Source organism: Sorangiineae bacterium MSr12523 (assembly GCA_037157775.1).
Taxonomy (GTDB): domain Bacteria; phylum Myxococcota_A; class Polyangia; order Polyangiales; family Polyangiaceae; genus Pendulispora; species Pendulispora brunnea.
Window position 1 is genome coordinate 4,630,265 of the sequence record CP089982.1, and the last position, 22,184, is coordinate 4,652,448.

Below are 22,184 nucleotides of genomic sequence, written 5' to 3' on the forward strand. Positions count from 1 at the left end.
TCTACAGATGCTGCCGTGCGATGTCGGCCCAGGTGCCCTGCGGCTCGAGCTCCAGGTAGCGCTTCCAATGGACCCGGGCGCGGGCGCGCTCGCCGAGTTGCTCGAGCGCCATGGCCAGGTTGAAATGTGCATCGCTGAAGCGCGTGTCGCGTAGCAACGCCTTCTCGAACGAGGCCACCGCATTTTCGGCATGACCCCGCTCGAGCATCACGTAGCCCAAGTTGTAGTGCGCCTCCGGCTGCGACGGATCGATGGAGAGCGCGTGCTGGTACAGCTCCTCCGCGCCTTGGTCGTCCCCGCGGCGAAATCGGATGTTCCCCAGGTTCGTGTAGGCGATGGATAGCTCCGGATCGAGCTCGATGGCCCGGCTGTACAAAGCCTCGGCCTCGTCGTACGTCGCGGGATCTTCGTCGAGCGTGCTCGCCTTGACGTAAAGATCGTACGCCGTCCGCGCCCGGGTTGCGGCCGACTCGGGGCGAAGCACGCGCACGACGTCGTCGCGGAGTCCGCCAACCTGGAAATCCAGCACCATCTGGCCCGTGACCGGCTCGAAGGCGCCATCCTGCGCGCGCACGACGACTTTGCGACCGTCGCTCACGATGCGCAGCTCTTGAAGCGGGCGCGTAACCTTGGGGAGCGTCTGCTTCAGCGCATCGATGGCGCGGGCCATCTCCCGCGGCTTCACCTCTTTCGAAAGCAGCAGAGTCGCCCGCAGGGCAATCAAGTCCTGGAACGTGTACGCCCGGCGACCGTTGCGCGTGCCGGACGGCGAGACGATCTGCGCTTTGTCGAGGGTGCGCAGCCGGCCCTCGCTCAGATTGAGCAGGCGCGCCACCTCCTTGGCCGAAAAAAGATCCGTCACCGGCTCGACCGGGGAGGCGTCCGTCTCCCTCCTGGACGGAGCGCCCGCGCTGCGGGCGGGGGCTCCCACGCCCGTTCGGGACGCCTCGAGCTTGTCGGGATCGACCCGACCGCCACCGGCGCCAAAGTTCACGCGAATGACGTTGGCGAAAGCATCGCGCTTTCGCTTCTTTCGCCGTTCGGCCTTTCCTTGGCTGGTGCTTTCGTTCGTCGAATCCGTCATGGGACCGCTATCGACGCTCATGACGGAGCGTCGCCGCGCATCCTGCCTCGACGGCGCTCTTCGATCAACGGTGCCTGAATGTCGATGTCGATTCGAAGGCCTCGCTCATCCGGCTCGATCCGCAGCTCGCACGAAGCACGACCGAGCGGTGCAGCGGCGCGAATGGCCGCTTCCCGCTTGGCAATGCGCAGCGCCCGCACGCGAACATGGGGATCGCGCGCCGCCACCTCGGCAAAAAGCGCGCGTTCTTCGGATTTTTCGAAGGGAACCGTCACGATCAAGCTGGTGGAGCCGTACCAAACGGCCCCGTCGTTCTCCACACGCGCCGCCCCCTCACTGATGACATCGGCCGAGGTCAGCAAATCGCGAAATCGTCCATCGGAAGCACGAACAAAGGAAGTCTGCCGCGTCCGGAGAAGCCGTTCTCCGCGCGTTTTGGCCAACGAAGGCCCCGGTCTGGCTGTCACGATGCGGATCGTGCCGGGTTACGGCATCGCCGACAACTTTTCTTCCACGGGCTCCCGGTCGAGGGGGACGACGATGGATTCCACCGTGATTCCGGACGGGGTCGATTCGATCCAGGTGGCATTCGCAAACGCGCCTCCCGCGCTCCGGGGAGCCTCCCCCACGCTTCCAACGTTGATGACGCGGACACCGGAGATGGTTCGGTCGAACGGGACGTGGCTCATGCCGCAGACCACGACGTCGGCCGGGTCGTCGCCGAGCAGGGCGTCGATTTCCTCGTCGCTCATGTCGTGCGAGAGCGCTTCCGACGCGTCGACCGGGGACCCGTGGACGAGAAGGAGCTCGCCGCCGTCCTCCAGGGGAAGGCGCACGTGGGTGGGCAGGCGCTTGATGCGTTCCAAAATGAGATCACCCAGCTCCGCACGCGACGAGCGCATGCGCTCGATCATGCGCCGCTCGTGATCGTTGCTGGGGCGGAGATCTTTCGGATCCAGTGTGGCGATCGCGCGGTCGGTTACGCCTTGCACCAGCACGGCGCCTGCGCTGGTGAGACGGCGCCACGTTTCGAGCGGTGCCGGCCCTGGAAAAACGACGTCGCCCGCGACGAGCAACTTGTGAAAGGAACGGCGCTCCGCGGTCGCCAATACGGCGGCGAGGGCGTCGACGTGACCCTGGATGTCCGAGATGCAGAGGAGAATCATCGTGCTCTCAAGAAGCTTAGTCGGCAGGATGCCATTTCGCGAGGTGATCCTAGGTCACACACTATCAGCTGGGAGAGGAGCGTCGAGCTTCAGCGCCGTGGGCGCACGAACGACGCGACGCACCAGTGCCGTGCCCCCACGATGCCTCGGCATGTGCCGCTGCTGCCCTGGCTTTTTCCGCTGCACCGATAGCAAAACCGACGAGCAGCGGGAAGGCCGATCCGTTCACGAAGCGATGCCGCTGCGGCGACTCGCTCGATCGAGCGGCCCGTTCGCTTCACGCACGTGAAGCACGCGCTCGTCGGAGCTGGTCGGTGCGCGCAGCGGCGCAGCCTTCACCGATGCCACGCAGAGCGGATTGCAATAGCCGAAGAGCACCCGCGGCGCGGCACGTCCGTGCGGGCGTGGCTCGCCGCCTCCGCGATACGCGGTTGCCTTGGTTCCGTTTCGAAAAAAAATCGACATGCGATTTGAGCAGGCTCCGCCTTTCCTCCTGAAAGGATTCACGCCGCACGGTCTCATCGAGAGCGCATCGCACGCGCTGCATCGCGAACGCGCGGGGCACGCGGTTGACGGAACGCGCAGGTGCGCGCGCAAGTGCGCGGACGATTCCTCGTTTTGTCGTGAACCCAAACGGCATTTCGGGCGTAGTATTGCCCATAAGTATTGCATGGCGACATGTCCTACTTGTCGTACGCAGTATCCGGAGGGGTCGATCACCTGCGCAAAAGACGGTGAGATGCTTCTGCCAGACGCTGCATTTGCAGGGCTCGATCGCGAGCTCCCTCCCGGCTTTTTGGTCGGCGAATACCGCATCGAAGGAAAGATCGGCGAGGGAGGGTTCGGCTCGGTTTATCGTGCCGTGCACCCACTCATTGGCAAAGCGGCGGCGATCAAAATTCTCAGTCGTCAATATTCGTCCAACCCCGTGGTCGTGGCCCGCTTCATTGCCGAGGCTCGCGCGGTAAATCAAATTCGGCATCGGAACATCATCGACATCTTCTCCTTCGGCGCCCTCGACGATGGGCGGCAGTACCTCGTCATGGAGCTCTTGGAGGGGAAGCCCCTGGATCGCTATCTGCAGGAAGACAAAGGCCGGCTCACACCCGAAGAAGCCATTCCCATTTTGCGTGGGATTGCGCGCGCGCTCGATGCCGCGCACGCCTCGGGCATTTTGCATCGCGACTTGAAGCCGGAAAATATTTTCCTATCGTTCGACGAAGACGGAGAGCCTTTTCCGAAATTGCTCGATTTCGGAATAGCGAAATTGGTGGGAGGGGGCAAAGGCTCCGATCCTTCCTCCCCTGGCAGTGCACATGCAGCAAGAACGCGCACGGGCACGCCCATGGGGACTCCCTATTACATGTCGCCGGAGCAATGCCGCGGAAAGGATGTCGATCATCGCACCGATATCTATTCCTTCGGCGTGCTGGCGCATGAACTGCTCACGGGCGACATTCCCTTTCGCGGCGAGGACGTGGTCGAGCTCTTGATGAAGCAAACCACGGTGGAACCGCCGCCGATGTCCTCGGTATGCGCGGCCGTTCCTCGCATCCTCGATGCGCCCGTGTTGAAGATGCTGGCCAAAGACCCCGCGGCGAGGCCGCCCTCCGCCGGCGCGGCGGTCGAAGCGTTGGCGGTGGCCGCCAAGGACGCGGGCTTCCGTGTGACCCCGCTGGCGAGCGGGCCGTTGCTGCCGCCGGTCGTGTCGGGGGTCTCGGTCCTGAGCGGACCGAGGCTGACGCCGCGCACCGATACGCTGGAATCGGCGGAGACATTGGACGACGGGCGAACGCCGACGCTGGCGAGGCCGAGCCCGGGGCCGCACACGTTCGGTGCGGCCGCGGCCGATGTGCGCTCGAGCCTCCCGCATCGCCCCAATCGACGTGCGCTGATGGGATTGGCCGGCGTCGCTGCCGTGGCGTTGATCGGTATTGGCTTGGTGGCCTCGGGTGTGGTCGGCCGCACCAAAACGCCGCTGGCAGAAATCGCGCAGGTCCCGGTCGCTGCGTCGGCCGCTCCCGCGACAGTGCCGGAGCCAACGCAGGAGGTCGCGCGTGCCTCGGATGCGGCGCTGCCCGACTGGGCGAAGGACGTGGCCATCACCGTGGAGTCCACGCCCGCCAATGCGACCATTTGGAAGGACGGCACGAAGATCGGCGATGCGCCCGGTCCCATTTCGCTGCCGCGCGCGCAGGGAACGATCAAACTGACGATCAAAGCCGAGGGGCACAAACCCTCGGAAATCTCGGTCGATACGACGAAGGATGCGACCTTCGTGGTCGCACTCCCGAAGATCGTCCGCTCGACGCACGTGGCCCCCAAGACGACCGCCAGCGGTACACGCAGCGAGATTCCGACCGACATCAACGAGAAATAGAAATGAAGATGCTTCGACTCGGTACGGTGTTCGTCCTCGGGGCGGTGTGCCTCGCGTCCTGCCAAACGCTGCCCGATACGGGCACGTGCGGCAACGGCGTCGTCGAGGTGCAACTCGGGGAGGTCTGCGACGGTACATCGACCTTGGCCGGAACGGTGTGCAACGCGCAGTGCAAATACTCGTGCTCGCGCGATACCGATGCTGCGGACGGGGTAGGGAAGTGCCCCGGTGGATATTACTGCGGCGAGGATTCCGTTTGCCGCGCGCCCTCCGGCCAATTCGCGCGCGATGACAGCGCATCCTTCTCCTCCGACGCGGACCGGATCGACGTCGCCGACGTCGACGACGATGGCTGGCTCGATCTCATTGCCTCCTCCACCGGGTTTACGCGCGTCCACTTTTACAATGGCGCCAAGTTCAACGAGGTCACGCTCATCCCCAATGGCGGTTCGAGCGCGCCCATCGTCGCATCCCTCACGAGCGACGCCCGCACGGATTTGCTCTTTCCTTCGAGCCAAATCTCCGTCTGGCAAGGCCTCTCCGAGCGCACCCTGGAGCCGATTCAGTATCCGAGCCTCGTCCTCGCGGAAGGGCTCGATCGCCAAGACGGTGCGAAAGTCGCAGCGGCGGACACCCACGCCGTCATCGCGGGCGATCCGTCGCCGGGGGACGAGACGTACGTCTTCCGTCCGAGCCCCAACGGAGGCTCCGAGATCGACCTTCAGCGCGGCCTCGCGAGGACCTCCGTGCAGAAGCTGCGTGGCCCCGCCGATCAAATCGCCGGTACCGTAGGCGTCGGGGACGTCGACGGGGACAAATGCCCCGACATGGTTTTCGGCTTCTTGCGAAAGGCCATTGGTAGCGGCACGCCCGGGATCGACCTGTTTTTCCCATGCAAGGCCATCCCGGGAGGCGTTCTGCCCCCCGAGCCTCTTCCTGCCACCGAGCCGGCCATCCGCTTTCCGGGCGTGCCCTCTCGACCGTCGGCTCGTTACGTCGTCGGCGACAAAGGGGTGCTGCTGCTCGACTTCGACGGAGACGGGAAACTCGACGTTCTGGTTCACGCCGAAGTGGACACGGACAACGCCTCCGATCGGGTTTCGTCCGCGGCCATTCTCTTGGCCTACGGCGTCGGGGATGGTCGCTTTCAATCGACGCCCGCCCACGACAACGTCACTGGAGACGGTTTCGCGACCATCCTGGACGTTGCGGCCCTGGGTTTTCCAAAGGTGCGTGGTGCCATCGTCTTTCCTCTGGCCGCGGAGCAGCTTACCGATCGAGGAGCGAACCCGGACAAGCTCGCGGACTTCGTCTTTCCCGAGCAGATTCTGTTGCGCACGAAGGGTTTCCAAGATGCTGGTACCGCCAAGCCCATCGTGATCCCGGCGCCCGAAGGCATCATCTGGCAGCAGGCTGAAGTCGGAAATTTCAACGCGGATTCGTTCCCCGACATCCTCGCCGGCTCCGACAGCGGGTTCGACTTCTACTCGGCGACCGAGGATCCCATCGTGATGACGCCGTTCCCCTTTTCGGTGCCGAACGGCGCCAGGAACTTCGCCGTCGGAGATTTCGACGGCGACCGGGCGAAGGACATCGCGTTCTCCAGTTTGAACCAGCTGTTCATCGCCTTCGGCACCCAAAGCGGGCCGACGGCACCCACGAGCATGGGGCGGTTTCCCTCCATCGAGCAAGTCGTGGCCGGCTCGTTGGACGTGCCGGGTGAGATCCGCAATGGTCTGGACGATCTCGCGGTCATCGGAAGGGATACGGGCGAGTCGAACGCGCCCTTCCTCGCGCTCCTCTCCGGGTCGATCTCGCGAAAGCTGGTGGCGCCCTTGCTCCTTCACATGGAAGGGAACCGCGATGCCGTCGCCGAATCCTTCATGGCCGCTGCGGGGCTTTTCGACCGGACGAGCCCGGGACTGGACATTGCCGCGATTGGAGCGCCGCTCGTGCCGGGTGATGTATTCACGCTCTGGAACATTCCTCTCACGGGCGATGCCCGCGTGATCACGAACAGCATCTCGCAGCGAGGGTTCAATTTGAACGCGCTGGGGAACACCATCGCGGACACGCTCGATTGGAATTTCGCCGCCACCGCGGCCATGGATCTCGACGCGCCCGCGGGGGCCGATGCGCTGGACGAGCTGATCGTGGCCGTGCCTCCCAAAGCCGAATTCGGGAGCGAGCAAGAAGACATCACTCGGGGCGGTGCACTGATCGTGGGCCGGCTCGGGAATGGCACGTGGACCACGCAATCGCTGGCCGTGCTCGGCGGAGGCACGGGGACGGCCAAGGCGCGCTTCAAATGGAAGCTGCGCGTGACCGACGTGGACGACGACAAGGTGAAGGACCTGGTCGCTCTGTATTTCCAGGACGGGGCCCCACGCCTGCGGGTGTTCTTCAACGACCGCACCGGCAACCTGGGCGAGCCTCTCACCGTGGACGTGCCAGGGCAACGCATCGTCGACTGCGCGTGGCTGCGCGCCGACGAGCTCTCCACCGACGAGAACAAGAAGGACCTGGTGGTGCTGACCATCGACGACCAGCTTCGCTATGGGCTGTTCCTCATCAAGAGCGACAAGACGAAGCGAGGGTTCCTGCCCGCGCAACCCGTGCCCGGGTTGGACATGCGCGCGGAGACGAACCGCGAATTCCGCGCGAGCGTCGCCGCCGGAGACGTGACCGCCGACGGCGTGGACGACATCGTGGTTTCCGCCGGCAATACCGTGACCCTTTTCCGCGGGAGGCAGCGATGAAGCCCCGGTTTCTCGTCGTCTGTCTATCCCTTGCCCTCGGAGCGGGCAGCCTCGTTGCCCATGAAGCGCGGGCAGCCGAAGCCAGCGCAGAGGAGCAGGAGCGCGCGAAGATGCTCTTTTCCTCGGGCGCGCAGGCCTATGCGGCGGGGCAATTCTCGGCGGCGATTCAGGCCTTCACCGAGGCGAATCGCATCTTGCCGCGGCCGGCGATCGTCTATTCACTGGCGCAAGCGCATCGACGGCAATACTTCATCGCGCGAAAGCCGGAGAGCCTGCGCGCGGCCGTGGCGAACTTCCGCGCGTACATCGAGCAGGTCCCCGATGGTGGGCGGCGCGCCGATGCGGCGCAGGCGCTTTCGGAGCTGGAACCGATGCTGGTGCACCTCGCGCCCGAGCCGCTGCCGGCCGGACCAAAGGAGGCGCAGGAGCCGCCCAAGGAGCCGCCCCGGCTCATGATCACCACGCAGCCGAGCGGCGCCTCGTTCACCATCGACGGTCGCGACCGGCGGCAGGCCCCGTATGCGGCGGAGGTCACGCCGGGCAAGCACCGCGTGCGCGTCACCCTGGACGGGTACTTCGACGAAGAGCGCGAGGTGCTCGCGGTCGATCGCACCTTGGTGCCCGTTCCCGTCGAGTTGCGGCCGCGGCCGGCGCACTTGGTCATCCATGCGCCCTCGGGTTGCGACGTCTGGCTCGATGGGCGGGTCGTCGGCACGGCGCCCTTGCTCGGCGCGATCGAGCTGTCCTCGGGCGAGCACCTCATCTCCGTCACGAAGAACGGCTACAAGGCGTATTCGCAGGAGATCGACTTTCGCCACGACGAACGCCGCACCCTCGACGTGCACCTCGAGGCCACGGGGCAGCGCATCGTGGCACGTTCGCTCCTCATCAGCGGTGGGGCGCTGGTGGTGGCGGGCGGTGTCTTCTCGTTCCTCGCTTTGAACCGCGAGCAGGCGGCGCAGGACGTGTCGGAGGCGCAGACCCGGCGCCCCGCGACGCCGAGCGACCAGACCGACTACCAAGATGCCCGCGACGCGCGCGATCGCTGGCGGACGGGCGCCATTCTGGCGTTCTCCGTCGGTGGTGCCGCGCTCGCTACCGGGCTCGTGTTTTACGCTTTCGATCGGCCGACGGTGATCGCACCCCGCGGCCGTCCGGAGCAAGAGCGCAGGCCCCGGCCCGCGAACCCCCTGGAGCCGGTGGAGATGTCCCTCGCACCGTTCGTGGGTCCGAGCTTCGGCGGCGCGACCATTTCCGGTAAGTTCTAGTCAATCGTGCGCAACCCACCGCTCTTTCCCGCCTTCGTCTCGCAGCACAGCGTCACCTTCGACAAAGATGCCTCGGATCTCGGGGCGCAGTTTCCCGGCATCGTGCTCCCGGATTCGCTTTCGCGCGCCGTGCCCAAGCGAAAGGCGGAGTTTCTCGCCGGTCGCTTCTGCGTGCGCGAGGTCCTGCGCCGCATTGCTCCGCAGCACGCGGAAGTGCCTGTCGGCACGGGTAAAAACCGCGAGCCGCTTTGGCCCGAGGGCATCGTGGGCGCCATCACGCACACCCTGGACTTCGCGTCGGTGGCCATCGCCCACGCCCGCGATGCCCGTGGCATCGGCCTCGACGCCGAGCGCCCGATGACCGACGAGAACGCCGAGAAGCTGCTCGACAAGATTGCCAGCCCCCAGGAAATCGCGGAGATGAAGCGAAAGACGGGCTGGGGCACCGGCGTCGCCCTCACGGTGACCTTTTCGGCCAAGGAGTCGGTCTTCAAGTGCCTGTACCCGCAGGTGCAGCGCTATTTCGATTTTTCCGATGCGTGGATCGAGATCCTCGACGGCGAGCGCTTCTCGGCGCGTCTTCTCTCCACGCTCACGCCGACGCTGACCGCGGGCCGCACCTTCGAGGGCCGCTTCGAGCACAACGACGTCTCGGTGTGCACCGGCATGGTGGTGACGGACTAGGGGACGCTGAACTTCGGCGGGCGGCGTTCGAAATAAGCTTCCACCGCGTCGGTGTGTTCCGGCGAGGTCCACGTGGCGACCAAGCGGCTGCGCTCTTCGTCGCGGAACGCCGCGGGATTCATGCGCGCGGTGTGGAGCAGCGCTTTCATGCCGGCCACGGCAGGGCGCGCGCCCTGGGCGATGTCGCGCGCCCAGGCGAAGGCCATCGCCACCGAGGTGCCGTTGTCGCAAACGGCGTCGACCAGCCCGATGCGACCCGCTTCCTCCGCGCCGATTTCCTGCCCCGTGAAAAGCAGGCGCGCCGCACCGCTGGAGCCCACGGCGGCCTGCAGGCGCGCGGCGCCACCCCATGCGGTCGTCACGGCCATGCGCACCTGCCTGAACGAGAAGAGCGCGCGTTGCTCGGCGATGCGAAGGTCGCACCCCAGCGCGAGCTCCGCGCCCCCGCCGAATGCGACACCTGGGATCGCCGCGATCACGGGGATGGGCAAGCCCGCCATGCGGGCGCACAAATCTTCGCCGAGCTGCCCGAGCTGGTCGGCGCCCTCGCGGGTGGTGACGCCGCGTAGCTCGCGCAGATCGCCACCCGAGCAAAATGCGTCGCCCTCGCCCGTGAGGATGGCCGCGCGGAGCGTCTCGTCGCGACCCGCCTCATCGATGGCGTCCGAAAGCAGCCGCAAGGTGGCTCGGTTGACGGAATTGCGCGATTCGGGTCGGGCGATGGTCCAGAGGACGGTGCTACCGTGACGCTCGATTTTCAGCATGGTCGCGATTCCGTCACCCGCCGTTCGCAAAGTGAACGGGCTGCCGGATGCGGCGGTTGCGCCGTTCTTGCTCGAGCACCAGATCCTTCTTCGCGTTGCGCTTGCTTTTCCGCATCACGAACCGCTCGGCGTGCAAAATAATGGCGCCGGCGACGTCGACACCGCTCGTACGCTCGATGCCCTCGAGGCCGGGGGAGCTGTTGATCTCCAGGATTTTCGGCCCGTCGCGCCCCTCGAGCATGTCGACGCCCGCGACCTCGAGCCCCATCACGCGAACCGCGGAAATGGCCGCCTGGCAGTAGCGCCGGTCCAGGTTCACGCGCACGCCGAGCCCGCCACGGTGCAGATTCGAGCGAAATTCGCCTTGCTTGGCCTGCCGGCGCATGGCGGCGACGACCCGCTGGCCGACGACGATGGCGCGGTAATCACGCCCTTTCGACTCGGCGATGTACTCCTGCAAAATGATGTCTTGGCCCATCGCCCAGAGCGTTTCCAGCAGCGACGTGACCGCCTGGGGCGTCTCCGCGATCATGGTGCCGATGCCTTGGGCGCCCTGCTGCAGTTTCACGATGGCTGGAGCGCCGCCGATGAACTTCAACGCGAGGTCGACCGAGTCCGGCGTTTTCGCGCAAACGGTGCGGGGCACGTCGATATCCTTGCGCGTGAGGAGCTGCATCGCGCGGAGCTTGTCGCGCGAGCGTGCGATGGCCACGGCCGTGTTGAGCACGGGCACACCCATCATGTCGAACTGCCGAACCACGGCGAGCCCGTAGTTGGTGATCGACGCGCCAATGCGCGGAATCACCAGATCGGCGCGGGGAACGGGGCGATCCCCGAGAAACATCGACGGCCGGCGGCGCGATACCACGATGTGAAAATCCAGTGGATCGGCGACCGTCACTTCGTGCCCGCGGGAGCGGGCTGCGAGAACCAGCCGGCTCGTCGAGTACAGCGTGGCGTTGCGAGAGAGCACGAGAAAGCGCATCGGCGACCGGGAAGGTACGTAGGTCGCGCGGGTCGCGCAATGCCGATGCTCAAACTTGGAGACGGTTGCGACCTCCCCGTAAAAAACTAGCGGGAAAACTAGGAGAAATCCCCGCTAATTCGGGCAGCCTTCAGCGGCTGATCGCAACGGTCTCGGCTTGATGAGGGGCGGACGCGGCGCGGTCGCCGCTCCGGTCTCGAGGTTGAGAGTAAAACTGGAGGAAGGCGATCACTGCGAGCGCCACCACTCGAATGACAACGTGTTGTCGGTGGCTCATGTCCAAGTGCAATGCACTACGCATGCCGCCGTCAGATTCACCCTCGCGACCGGTGAAATTCTTCCCATGCAAGGTCGCGGGCTGTCGTTTTCCCGGTCGTCGTGTAGGCAGCCCCCAACCCGTCGCGACAGCCGGGTCAGGGACGACACGGCCGCCGTGCGGCTCGTGCCACACAGTCCCCTGTGACGGCGGGACACATTTGTGTGGGGGGACCTTGGGACGAGGGCGACCGGTGGCGTGATCTTCCGCGGTCGGGATCGTCCCTTTTTTCGGGCCCGCTGGGGCCGTCAAGCCTTCGTTCCGTCACCTTCGCCTTGCTGGCCTTCGCGCAAGGCCGTAGGACATTCGTGACATGCGTCAGGTGCAGCCGCAGATGGAACGGACGACGACGGACGAAGATCTGGACGAGCTGCCGCCGATGGACGGCGATGCCGACGAGCCTTCCGAACCGGAGGTCGAGAGCCTGGACGATGACGACGAGCTCGCATCGGAAGCGCAGGACGCCGTGGATCCGTTCGACGACTCGACGGGGGAAGGGGAGCCGGTCGAGGAGCTGGTGGAGGAAGAGCGATCGTGGCTCGCCGATGCGGAACCGGCCGAGGGCATCGAGCTCGGGGCCTACGACTTCGACTCGGAGCTGAACGAGTTGCCCCCGCAGAACGGCAGCGCCATCGGCGACGACGAAGAACCGGGCGTGGACGGCGAAGATTTCGGCATCGAGGATGGCGGCGGGCCGGTGCTGCTCGATGGCGGCGAAGAGGGCCCCAGCGGGCCGGATGAAGAGCTTCGCGAGGCCGATCTGCCCGCCCTCGACGCCGACGAAGAAGGCGATCTCGACGATGCGCTGCTCGACGAGGTGGCGCTGGAGGACGATGCGCCGCTTCCCTGGGATCCCAGTCCGTGGGAGCGCGTTCCCGTCGATCATGAGCAGCCGTCGTTCGTGGCCGCGGAGCAAGACCCGGATGTGCAAGAAAAGACGCTCGCGACCTTGGGCCTCACCAAGAAAGCGCGGGATTTGCGGGTGACCGCGGATGCGGTTGCGAACGGGGATCGGTTGGTGGCGCTGGTCTCCCGCATTGCGGGCCGTGCGTGGCTCGTGCGCGTGCCCGGCAAAACGGGAGAGGCGGAGGCCCGCATCGTGGCCGAGGTCGGAGGTGCGGCGTTCGGGGACGACCCCGAGATCCTCGCCATCTCCTGGGACGACGCCCGGGGTGTGGCCTGGGTGAGCGGTCTTTTTGGCCTGCTGGCGTTTCAACCCGCCGCGCGTCACCTGACTTAAAACCTGTAGAGTAAGCCGGACACATGTCGATCATCGTTCAGAAGTACGGCGGGTCTTCCGTCGCGGACGTCGCGAAAATCGGGCAGGTGGCGGACAAGGTCGTCGCCGCAAAATCGGCAGGGCACGATGTGGTCGTCGTCGTCAGCGCCATGGGCAAGACGACGGACGAGCTTCTGGCATTGGCTCGAACCGTGCGCCCGCCGGATGACTCGGTGTTCGATCCTCCGCGGCGTGAGCTCGACATGCTGGTCTCCACGGGCGAACGCGTCTCCATGGCGCTGCTCTCGATTGCGATCCACGCCCGCGGCATGGATGCGGTGAGCTTCACCGGAAGCCAATGCGGCATCATGACGAACGACCGGCACTTCGATGCGCGCATCATCGAAGTGCGCCCGCACCGCATCGAGGACGAGTTGGCGCGCGGCCGCATCGTCATCGTGGCCGGCTACCAGGGCATGAGCTACAAGCGCGAGATCACCACCTTGGGCCGCGGAGGTTCGGACACCACCGCGGTTGCGCTGGCGGCTGCGCTCGGGGCGGAGCGCTGCGAGATCTACAGCGACGTGGATGGCGTCTACTCGGCCGATCCGCGGGTGGTGACGGAGCCGAAGCACCTGCCCGAGATCGATCTGGCCACGTTGCAGCAGATGGCCGAGAGCGGCGCCAAGGTGCTCAATGCCCAAGCCGTCGAATGGGCCCGCCGCGCGAAGATTGCTATTTACGCGCGAAAGACGACCGATCCGCACTTTTGGACGATGCGCGCGCTCGCGCAGGGCGTGCGCGAGACGGTGGCGCACGAGGAGGGCACGACGCGCGTGCGCGCCGTGGTGGGGCTCGATCGCGTGGTGACGGCGCGCTCCGATGACACCCTGCGGAACTTCGCCGACCTGGTGGGCAAAATGCTTCTGCCGGCGGTCGATTTGGCATGGACCAAGAAGGGCGCGACCGCGGTGATTCCGCTGCTCAACGTGCCCGATTGGGATCGCGCGCGGAAAAAGCTGGTCGCGTCGGGGGTCGAAATCGATTCGGGCCACGCATTGGTCAGCATCGTGGGCGCCGATCTCGGTACGGCCGCGCTGCCTCGGTTCATGGATGCCTTGGAGTCGGTGAAGACGACACCACACACGCTCGTTGCCGCGCCGCTGCGCATCAGTGCGACCATTCCCGGAGGGGCGCTCGGCCCAGCACAACGCGCATTGCACGCGGCGTTCGTCGACCCTACGGCATAGGGCACCATGATCGACCTCCACTATTGGCCAACGCCCAATGGCCACAAGATCACGATGTTTCTCGAGGAAACCGGTGTTCCTTACCGCCTCGTGGCGGTGAACATCGGCACGGGGGATCAGTTCAAGCCCGAGTTTCTGAAGATCGCGCCGAACAACCGCATGCCGGCCATCGTCGATCACGAACCGCTGCAAGGCGGTGCGCCGATCAGCATCTTCGAATCGGGCGCCATCCTCCTGTATTTGGCGGAGAAGACCGGCCGCTTCCTACCCAAGGACATCCGCGGGCGCGTCGACGTGCTGCAGTGGCTCTTTTGGCAGGTGGGCGGTCTCGGTCCCATGGCGGGGCAGAACCATCACTTCGTGCAATATGCGCCCGAGAAACTGCAGTACGCCATGGATCGCTACGTCAATGAGACGAATCGACTTTATGGTGTGTTGAACAAGCGCCTCGCCGATCACGAGTTCATCGCGGGCGAATACTCCATCGCCGACATGGCGAGCTACCCGTGGATCGTGCCTCACGAGAAGCAGCAGCAGAACCTCGACGACTTCCCGCACTTGAAGCGTTGGTTCCATGCCATCAAGCAGCGTCCCGCCACCGCGCGCGCGTATGAAAAGGGCAAGACCGTGCGCCCCGAAGTTCCGCCGGCGATGACCGAGGCCGAGCGAAAAGTGCTCTTCGGCCAGACCGCCGCCAACGTGAAGTAGCTCTCAGCCGCCGCGTCGCGCAATGCGCGCGATCGTCGTGCGCATTTGCGCCGGTGCCGGCGGCGCGGTCACCGGATCCATCGGGTGGACCATGATCTGAAGCGCGCGGATCATGGTCTTTGCCTCGGTGGCGAGCGCGTTGTCCTCGCGGGTGGAGGCGAGAATGTAAAGGCGCCGCCACACGGCCAGTTGCGCCAGCAACCGTCCATCTTCGCCATACCAACGTGCGAGCTCGCGGAGGGCGCGCGGATTGTCCTCTTTGCTGGCGTAAGCCTCCAGATCCACCGCGGCCTCCGGGCTCTTGCCAATGGTGCGGCGTGCCCGCGCGCGCCCGAGCAGGGCCGCGTGCAAGTCCGGCACGTGTTCCAGACTCATCGAGTAGACGCGTTCGGCTTCGCGCGCATCACCGAGACGTAAACGCAGTGCGGCGAGGCCGAGGTACGCATCGCGACACGTCGGATCGATGCCCAGCGCTTCCGTGTAGAGCCGCAGCGCTTTTTGCTCTTCGGCCGCCGCCTCCTGGGCCTGTGCTTCGCGCACCAATTCTTCGGCCGCGGACGTGATCGACGTTCCGTGATCCGCGTGCGCTTGCGAAGCGAAGATCGAACACGCCAACGCGATGCACAGGGCCATCGTCAATCGAGTAACGCGGTGCACCTGTCTCACGTGGGTCACGCGATCAGTGTAGCGCCTCTCTCCGCATTCCCAATCTTTCACCAAGTTATGTTGTCTCGGTATCCAGCCGCGTGGCTAGTGCGAACTGGACACATGAGATCGCGATCAGCCAAAAGGATACTCGGAGCCATTCACGCCCGTACGCGGATCCCGCGTTGGGTTCTTTCCGTCGGAGCAAGGTCGTCGACGCTTCCACGAAGAAGGGGGTCAAGGACGCGGTCGTCACCGTCACGTCCCCGGCGCTGCAGGGCGAGCAGATCGTCACGACGGACAACACCGGCACGTACCGCATTCCGTCGCTCCCGCCTGGCGTCTACACGCTGAACCTCGACAAAGAGGGATTCCGAGCGTACCAGCGGGCGGACATTCAGCTTCGCGCGGATGCAACGATCCGTCTCGACGCCGATCTGCTCCCCGAAGGCTTGAAGGCCGAAGAGGTGGTCATCGTTGCGCACTCGCCCACCGTCGACATCGGCTCGACGACCAGCGGCGCCAACATCAACAGCGACTTCACCTCCCGCATTCCGGTGACCAATCCGGGCGCACGCGGTGGTGCGCAGCGCAGCTTCGAGTCCGTGGCCGAGGCCACGCCGGGCGCGAGCGCCGACCTTTACGGTACGTCGATCAATGGAACGACGTCGCCGGAGAACTCGTACGTCATCGACGGCTTGCGCACGAACAGCTCGAAGTACGGCGTCAATGGTTCTCCATTGTCCATCGAGTTCGTCAAAGAGGTGAACGTCCTCTCCAGCGGGTACATGCCCGAGTACGGTCGCTCCACCGGCGGTATCCTCAACGTCGTCACCAAGTCGGGCTCCAACGAGTACCACGGCTCGGTGTGGGCGAACTGGACGCCTGGCGCGCTCGAGGGCGCGCGCAAGTATCCCTTCTTTGCGGGTACCTCCATTCAGACGCGCCGTTCGCTGGGCAATGTCTACGACGTGGGTTTCGATCAGAGCGGCCCGATCCTCAAAGACAAGCTTTGGTACTACGTGGGATTCGGTGTCTCCCGCGCGATTTACAACTTGGATCGCAGCATTTACCAGTACACCCCGGACGCGACGACGGGCTCGCCGACCAATCCGATGGAAATCCCGGGTACGACGCAGCAGTTCAAGGCGACGTCGACCTCGTATCAGCTCTTTGCCAAGCTCGATTATGCCATCAATCAGAACAACAAATTGGCACTCAGCTTCGCGGCCACGCCGACGTTCTCCGGCGGGGGAGGGGACTACTCGGTCGACCCGCAGACGGGGCACGTCGAGGGCGCGGTCACCGAATTGAACCTTGCGGGTGAATACGGTGCTCTGGCGCATACCCGCAATTCCGGAGCGTATGACACCATTTTGAAATGGACATCGCAGTTCGACAACAAGTCGAAGACGGTCGAGACCACCGTGGGATGGCACCACGAGAACGGTGGCTCGCTCGCCGCGGACGGATTCCCGATCGGCAGCGGCTTCGGGTACGGCTCGCTTCCGGGGGTCTCGTACACGAGGAACCCCGCCCTGCACGGCCTGGAAGACTTCGAGAATGCACCGGCCGGGTGCACGCGGTTGCCGTTTGGCACGTCCACGCGTCCCACGTGCCCGTTGCAGACGTACCGCGCCGGTGGCCCCGGTTTCCAGGACGACCAGGTGCTCGACACCTATTCGGCCAAGAGCGTACTCACCATCCTCGCGCAGGCGGCGGGTCACCACGTCATCAAGGCTGGCGCGGAGTTCGAGTTATCCTCGTCGTGGCATAGCCGCGGCTATTCGGGCGGTCGCTTCCTGCAGGAGTCGTCGGGCGGTGGCGTGTACAGCGTTACGGCGGGATACGGGTACCTGCAGGCGCCGGACACCCCGGTGCCCCTCGATCGGCTCGTCACCCGGTCGAACTCGTTCAACATCGGCGGCTTCGTTCAGGACAGCTGGTCGATCATGGACAAGATCACACTCAACGTGGGTCTCCGCTACGACAACCAGTTCATGTACGGCACCGACGGGAAGTTGTTCATGAACTTCCCGAACCAGCTTTCGCCGCGTATCGGTTTGATCTTCGACCCGACCCAGACCGGCCGCTCGAAAATCTACGCGAGCTACGCGAAGTTCTACGAGAGCATGCCGCTGAACATCCTCGACCGCGGAACGGGCGAGTCGTCGGTTCTGGCGGGCATCAGCTCGAGTTCGTGCAATCCGCGCGATCCGTCGCAGGCGAGCGGCGTATGCCGCACGCCGGTCGACAATGGGGCTACGGGGCAGGGCATCCCCGATCGCAAGTATTCGCCGTACGCCGGCGGAAAGACGGTCATCGATCCGGATCTCAGCCCGCAATCGATGAGCGAATTCTCGGGCGGCGCCGAGTACGAGGTCATCAAGAATGGGCGCTTCGGCGTCGGCTACACGCGGCGGTGGATGAACAACATCGTCGAGGACATGAGCAACGACGAGGGGGCGACCTTCTTCATCGGCAACCCCGGCAAGGGCATCGCCAGCGGCTTCCCCGAGGCCAAGCGCAACTACGACGCCGGTACGTTCTACTTCATGAAGAACTTCGCCGATCAGTGGCTCGCGCAAGTGAGCTACACGCTCTCCTGGCTGCGCGGAAACATTGCCGGTCTGTACAAAGCGGAGACGGGGCAGCTCGATCCGAACTCGAACTCGACGTTCGACCTCAAGTCGCTGCTCATCAACCAGAATGGCGACTTGCCGGGTGACCACCGACACGCGATCAAGGTCTACTTGGCCAAGGACGTCACCGTCACCAAGCAGTCGACGGCGCAACTCGGTGCATCGTTCAACGCGCAGTCGGGTGGCCCCACGAATTACCTCGGCGCCCACAACCTCTACGGCCCGGACGAGGTTTACATCCTGCCGCGAGGGAGCGGTGAGCGACTGCCGTGGAACGCCAACGTGGGTACCCATGTCGGCTACGGCTGGAAGTTCGAAAATGGCATGTCGCTCGGCGTGACCATGGACATTTTCAACCTGCTCAACTTCCAGGGCGCGCTGAGCACCGATCAGCGCTACACGCGCAGCCGCGTTTCGCCGATCGAAGGCGGCAGCACGGCGGATCTGGGCAAACTGCAGGCTGCGCCTGGATTCCCCGCCTATACCGACGCGCAGAAGAATCCCAACTTCGGTAATGCGAATCTGTATCAGGAGCCCCGCCAATTCCGCTTTGGCATTCGAGGGAGCTTCTAGTTCGATATACGTCTTACACTGGCGCGTTTTGCTCGCTGGTGTAGGACGACACGTCGACCAAGCGGCCACAAAAGTCCGGTGCGTAAGTCCGCACCGGACTTTTTCATTTCTTTCGTCGTGTTTCCGTGACCTTCGGTCACGGACGTGTCGCGAGAGTCGAGTAGGGCACAAGACTACCTTGGCTCCGCGAGTGCGTCAGAAGCCTAGCGCTTACTGATGCAAAATTACATCATCGAGCGATTTTCGTAGGTTATGAGGGGGGTTAGTTACCTAACGCCCCACCTGCGCACCGCATCATGCGTCGAAGCCCCCGAATTTATTCCGCGCCCCGCTAGTTTTTCTTGCCGAACGCACCCGTTACGTGGTGATTGCGGGCTGGACTCATTTCACGAGACGCACCCGACCGGCCCAGTGGCCGCGGCGGGAGCACGGGATCAAGGGAGCACGATGAGACTGCGAGCTTTTCGACCCAATTTGGCTCTTTCCGTCGCCGCGATGGCCGCGACGATCGTCGTGGTCGCGCCTGCGCAAGCGCAGCAGGGTGCGGCGGTACTTACCGGTAAGGTCGTTGATGCTGCTTCGAAGAAAGGAGTTGTGGATGTCGTCGTCACCGTGACGTCACCCGCTCTCCAGGGCGAGCAGATCGTCACCACCGACAAGACTGGGACCTACCGGATTCCGTCCCTCGCACCAGGTGTTTATACCTTACACCTCGATAAAGAGGGTTATCGGGCCTATCAGCGCGATCAGATTCAGCTGCGTGCAGACGCAACCATTCGCCTGGATGCCGACCTGCTGCCGGAAGGCTTGAAAGCCGAAGAGGTGGTCATCGTCGCCCACGCACCGACGGTCGACGTCGGGTCCACCGCAGGTGGCGCCAACATCAATAGCGACTTCACCTCGCGTATTCCGATTACGAACCCCGGTGCACGCGGTGGTGCACAGCGTAGCTTCGAGTCGATCGCGGAAGCCGCTCCGGGCGCGACCGCGGACCTTTACGGTACGTCGATCAACGGCACCACGTCGCCGGAGAACTCGTACGTCATCGACGGTCTGCGTTCGAATAGCTCGAAATACGGAACCAACGGCTCACCGTTGTCCGTCGAATTCGTGAAAGAGGTCAACGTTCTCTCCAGCGGTTACATGCCGGAGTACGGGCGTTCCACCGGCGGTATCCTCAACGTCGTCACCAAGTCGGGTTCGAACGAGTACCACGGCTCGGTCTGGGCGAACTGGACGCCGGGCGCGCTCGAGGGCGGGCGCAAGTATCCGTACTTCTCGGGCACCTCGATTCAGACGCGCCGCACGCTCGGCAACGTGTGGGATGTAGGCTTCGACCAGAGCGGTCCGATCATGAAGGACAAGCTTTGGTACTACGTGGGCTTCGGTGTCTCACGCGGCGAGTACAAGCTTTCGCGCAGCGTCGAGCAGACGTTCTATGATGACAAGACCGGAGACCCCACTGGCACGGCGTACCTTCCCGGATCGAGCCAAGAGTTCAAGGCCGTATCGACGTCGTATCAGTTGTTCGGCAAACTCGATTACCGCATCAATCAGGACAACAAACTCGCACTGACCTTCGCTGGCACGCCGACGTCGTCGGGTGGTGGTGGTGATTACTCGGTCGATCCGCAGACGGGCACCGTCGAGGGCAGCGTCACGTCCGAGTACAATCTTGCGGGTACGTACGGCGCGAGGGCGACGCAGAAGCGTTCGGGCGCCTACGACACGATTTTGAAGTGGACGTCGGAGTTTGACAACAAGTCGAAGAACCTCGAGACGACGCTCGGCTGGCACCACGAGCTGGGCGGCACGTTGCCCCCCGACGGATTCAACGTGGGCAGCGGCCTCGGTCTGGCCAATCAGCCGGCCATCACGTGGCGGCGGAACAATCCCAATCTCCACGGGCTCCAGGATTTCGAGAACGTGGCCGGATGCACGAACGTCCCATACGGGGACCCCGATGCGAACGGAGTTCGGAAGACCAAGCCAAGCTGCCCTCTCCTCCAGTACAACACCGGTGGTGCGCTCTTCATCGATCAGCAGGTCCTCGATAGCCTGACCGCGAAGAGCGTTCTGACCATTCTGGCGCAGGGGCTCGGTCACCACGTCATCAAGGGCGGAGTCGAGTTCGAGTGGGCATCGTCGTGGAGCAGCCGCGGCTACACGGGAACGCGCTCGCTTCGCGAGGGAACGACCGGAACCAGCTTCACCTCGAACCGCGGCTATGGCTACATGAGTGGCCCGGATCACCCGAACCCGATTGACCGGCTCGTCACGCGCTCGAACAACATCAATATCGGTGGGTTCGTGCAGGACAGCTGGCAGATCCTGGACAAGATTACGTTGAACGCCGGCGTGCGCTTCGATAATCAGTTCATCTACGGGCAGGACGGGAAGCTCTTCATGGCCTTCGCGGGCATGATTTCGCCGCGTATCGGCGTCATCTTCGATCCGACGCAGAACGGCCGCTCCAAGCTGTTCGCGAGCTACTCGAAGTTCTACGAGAGCGTTCCGCTCAATATCGCAGACCGCGGAACTGGCGAGTCGCAGCTCAATTACAACGTGACGAGGGGCAATTGCCCGGCCGGCGACATCCAAGCGGCGATTTCGGCTCCAGGATGCCGCGATGGTCGCACGTTCGGTGCAGCGGGTGTTCCTCACGGTGGTGCAGGTGGCGCGCTCGCGGGCGTGGGTACGCCTGATCGCAAGTACTTCCCGGCCGGCGGCGGCAAGACCCTCATCGATCCGGATATCAGCCCGCAGTCGATGAGCGAATTCAGCGCCGGCGGCGAGTACGAAGTCATCAAGAATGGCCGCTTCGGTCTCAGTTACGTGCGCCGCTGGATGAACAACGTCGTCGAGGACATGAGCAACGACGAAGGCGCCACGTACTTCATCGGCAATCCGGGCAAAGGCATCGCTTCGACATTCCCCGAGGCGGAGCGCAATTACGACGGCGGTACCGTCTACTTCATGAAGACGTTCGCCGACCAGTGGCTCGCGCAAGTGAGCTACACGCTCTCTTGGTTGCGCGGAAACATCGCCGGTCTGTACAAGCCGGACACCGGCCAGCTCGACCCGAACTCCAACGCGTCGTTCGACTTGCGCTCGCTGATGGTGAATCAGTCGGGTGACCTGCCCGGCGACAGCCGTCACCAGATCAAGGTGTACGCGGCGAAGGATATCAACGTCACCAAGGAATCGATCGTGCAGGTGGGTGGCTCCTTCTCGGCGCGTTCGGGCGGACCGACCAACTTCCTTGGTTCGCACCCCCTTTACGGCGCCGACGAGACGTTCATCCTTCCGCGTGGTTCCGGCGATCGGCTTCCCTGGAATGCCAATGTCGGCACCCACCTCGGGTACAATTACCGATTCGAGAATGGCATGACCATCGGCCTCACGATGGACATCTTCAACTTGCTCAACTTCCAGGGCGAACTCGCTCGAAGTGAGCGCTACACGGCTTCCGACGTTCTCCCGATTGCCAATGGAACGAAGGGCGACCTCGCGAACGGTATCAAGACGCCGACCGGCGCGCCGTTCGATCCGAAGACGGAACTATATCCGAACTTCGGAAACGCGACTCGCTACCAAGAGCCCCGGCAATTCCGTTTCGGTATCCGAGGCACCTTTTGACGATAGCGCCGCGCGCCACCACGCGGCCCTGTAGTTGACCAGGCCCGCACCCGTCCGTTCTGGAGGGGTGCGGGTGTCTTTCTTTTGCGCGTAAGGGATTCC

Annotated in this window: 16 protein-coding genes; 9 read left to right on the forward strand and 7 right to left on the reverse strand. The window is 64.3% G+C overall.

Going from position 1 to position 22,184, the window contains the following annotated elements:
* Nucleotide 1: 1 nt before the first annotated feature.
* From LZC95_18305 to LZC95_18320, 4 genes are all read right to left on the reverse strand, one after another.
* Nucleotides 2-1,105, reverse strand: a complete 1,104-nt coding sequence (locus tag LZC95_18305) for a tetratricopeptide repeat protein (protein ID WXA98770.1) — start codon at nucleotides 1,103-1,105, stop codon at nucleotides 2-4.
* Complete coding sequence (locus LZC95_18310; GenBank protein WXA98771.1) at nucleotides 1,102-1,446, reverse strand: hypothetical protein; 345 nt, start codon at nucleotides 1,444-1,446, stop codon at nucleotides 1,102-1,104. Before LZC95_18310 ends, LZC95_18305 begins: the two co-directional genes overlap by 4 nt.
* Nucleotides 1,447-1,569: 123 nt before the next feature.
* Entirely contained in the window at nucleotides 1,570-2,250 is a 681-nt protein-coding gene (locus LZC95_18315; GenBank protein ID WXA98772.1) for a metallophosphatase family protein, read from the reverse strand.
* Between the two features lie 225 nt (nucleotides 2,251-2,475).
* The gene (locus tag LZC95_18320) at nucleotides 2,476-2,715 is read right to left on the reverse strand and encodes a hypothetical protein (GenBank protein WXA98773.1); all 240 of its coding nucleotides are present in this window, start codon (nucleotides 2,713-2,715) and stop codon (nucleotides 2,476-2,478) included.
* Nucleotides 2,716-2,989: 274 nt separating this feature from the next.
* Between LZC95_18320 and LZC95_18325 the strand changes: the two genes are divergently transcribed.
* The 4 genes from LZC95_18325 to LZC95_18340 are packed head-to-tail and all read left to right on the forward strand — an operon-like array spanning nucleotide 2,990 to nucleotide 9,341.
* Complete coding sequence (locus LZC95_18325; GenBank protein ID WXA98774.1) at nucleotides 2,990-4,630, forward strand: protein kinase; 1,641 nt, start codon at nucleotides 2,990-2,992, stop codon at nucleotides 4,628-4,630.
* A gap of 2 nt (nucleotides 4,631-4,632) precedes the next feature.
* Nucleotides 4,633-7,389 carry a VCBS repeat-containing protein gene (locus LZC95_18330; protein ID WXA98775.1) on the forward strand — a complete coding sequence of 919 codons (2,757 nt, stop codon included), beginning with the start codon at nucleotides 4,633-4,635 and terminating at the stop codon, nucleotides 7,387-7,389.
* The gene (locus tag LZC95_18335; GenBank protein ID WXA98776.1) at nucleotides 7,386-8,657 is read left to right on the forward strand and encodes a PEGA domain-containing protein; all 1,272 of its coding nucleotides are present in this window, start codon (nucleotides 7,386-7,388) and stop codon (nucleotides 8,655-8,657) included. Before LZC95_18330 ends, LZC95_18335 begins: the two co-directional genes overlap by 4 nt.
* Before the next feature lie 6 nt (nucleotides 8,658-8,663).
* On the forward strand, nucleotides 8,664-9,341 hold the full coding sequence (locus LZC95_18340; protein WXA98777.1) for a 4'-phosphopantetheinyl transferase superfamily protein: 678 nt from the start codon (nucleotides 8,664-8,666) through the stop codon (nucleotides 9,339-9,341).
* Here the strand turns inward: LZC95_18340 and LZC95_18345 are convergent.
* On the reverse strand, nucleotides 9,338-10,105 hold the full coding sequence (locus LZC95_18345; protein WXA98778.1) for an enoyl-CoA hydratase/isomerase family protein: 768 nt from the start codon (nucleotides 10,103-10,105) through the stop codon (nucleotides 9,338-9,340). The genes LZC95_18340 and LZC95_18345 overlap by 4 nt on opposite strands.
* A 13-nt stretch (nucleotides 10,106-10,118) precedes the next feature.
* Nucleotides 10,119-11,090 carry a RimK family alpha-L-glutamate ligase gene (locus tag LZC95_18350; protein ID WXA98779.1) on the reverse strand — a complete coding sequence of 324 codons (972 nt, stop codon included), beginning with the start codon at nucleotides 11,088-11,090 and terminating at the stop codon, nucleotides 10,119-10,121.
* A gap of 629 nt (nucleotides 11,091-11,719) precedes the next feature.
* On the opposite strand from LZC95_18350, the gene LZC95_18355 reads away from it, so the two are divergent.
* The 3 genes from LZC95_18355 to LZC95_18365 are packed head-to-tail and all read left to right on the forward strand — an operon-like array spanning nucleotide 11,720 to nucleotide 14,583.
* On the forward strand, nucleotides 11,720-12,646 hold the full coding sequence (locus tag LZC95_18355) for a hypothetical protein (protein ID WXA98780.1): 927 nt from the start codon (nucleotides 11,720-11,722) through the stop codon (nucleotides 12,644-12,646).
* Nucleotides 12,647-12,669: 23 nt separating this feature from the next.
* Nucleotides 12,670-13,875, forward strand: a complete 1,206-nt coding sequence (locus tag LZC95_18360) for an aspartate kinase (GenBank protein WXA98781.1) — start codon at nucleotides 12,670-12,672, stop codon at nucleotides 13,873-13,875.
* Nucleotides 13,876-13,881: 6 nt separating this feature from the next.
* Nucleotides 13,882-14,583, forward strand: coding sequence for a glutathione S-transferase N-terminal domain-containing protein (locus tag LZC95_18365; GenBank protein WXA98782.1), 702 nt, complete (start codon nucleotides 13,882-13,884; stop codon nucleotides 14,581-14,583).
* Between the two features lie 3 nt (nucleotides 14,584-14,586).
* Here LZC95_18365 and LZC95_18370 read toward each other — a convergent pair whose 3' ends face one another.
* Nucleotides 14,587-15,258, reverse strand: a complete 672-nt coding sequence (locus LZC95_18370; protein ID WXA98783.1) for a tetratricopeptide repeat protein — start codon at nucleotides 15,256-15,258, stop codon at nucleotides 14,587-14,589.
* A 155-nt stretch (nucleotides 15,259-15,413) separates the two neighbouring features.
* On the opposite strand from LZC95_18370, the gene LZC95_18375 reads away from it, so the two are divergent.
* Nucleotides 15,414-18,443 (forward strand): TonB-dependent receptor, encoded by a 3,030-nt coding sequence (locus LZC95_18375; GenBank protein ID WXA98784.1) that lies wholly within the window; start codon nucleotides 15,414-15,416, stop codon nucleotides 18,441-18,443.
* 447 nt (nucleotides 18,444-18,890) lie between these two features.
* Nucleotides 18,891-22,082, forward strand: a complete 3,192-nt coding sequence (locus tag LZC95_18380; GenBank protein ID WXA98785.1) for a TonB-dependent receptor — start codon at nucleotides 18,891-18,893, stop codon at nucleotides 22,080-22,082.
* Nucleotides 22,083-22,184: the final 102 nt, after the last annotated feature.

Coding starts and splice junctions, on each gene's coding strand:
- LZC95_18305 (WXA98770.1), bottom strand. CDS start 1,105: ATGAGCGTCGATAGCGGTCCCATGACGGATTCGACGAACGAAAGCACC.
- LZC95_18365 (WXA98782.1), top strand. CDS start 13,882: ATGATCGACCTCCACTATTGGCCAACGCCCAATGGCCACAAGATCACG.
- LZC95_18380 (WXA98785.1), top strand. CDS start 18,891: ATGAGACTGCGAGCTTTTCGACCCAATTTGGCTCTTTCCGTCGCCGCG.
- LZC95_18335 (WXA98776.1), top strand. CDS start 7,386: ATGAAGCCCCGGTTTCTCGTCGTCTGTCTATCCCTTGCCCTCGGAGCG.
- LZC95_18325 (WXA98774.1), top strand. CDS start 2,990: ATGCTTCTGCCAGACGCTGCATTTGCAGGGCTCGATCGCGAGCTCCCT.
- LZC95_18350 (WXA98779.1), bottom strand. CDS start 11,090: ATGCGCTTTCTCGTGCTCTCTCGCAACGCCACGCTGTACTCGACGAGC.
- LZC95_18330 (WXA98775.1), top strand. CDS start 4,633: ATGAAGATGCTTCGACTCGGTACGGTGTTCGTCCTCGGGGCGGTGTGC.
- LZC95_18315 (WXA98772.1), bottom strand. CDS start 2,250: ATGATTCTCCTCTGCATCTCGGACATCCAGGGTCACGTCGACGCCCTC.
- LZC95_18355 (WXA98780.1), top strand. CDS start 11,720: ATGCGTCAGGTGCAGCCGCAGATGGAACGGACGACGACGGACGAAGAT.
- LZC95_18345 (WXA98778.1), bottom strand. CDS start 10,105: ATGCTGAAAATCGAGCGTCACGGTAGCACCGTCCTCTGGACCATCGCC.
- LZC95_18320 (WXA98773.1), bottom strand. CDS start 2,715: ATGTCGATTTTTTTTCGAAACGGAACCAAGGCAACCGCGTATCGCGGA.
- LZC95_18360 (WXA98781.1), top strand. CDS start 12,670: ATGTCGATCATCGTTCAGAAGTACGGCGGGTCTTCCGTCGCGGACGTC.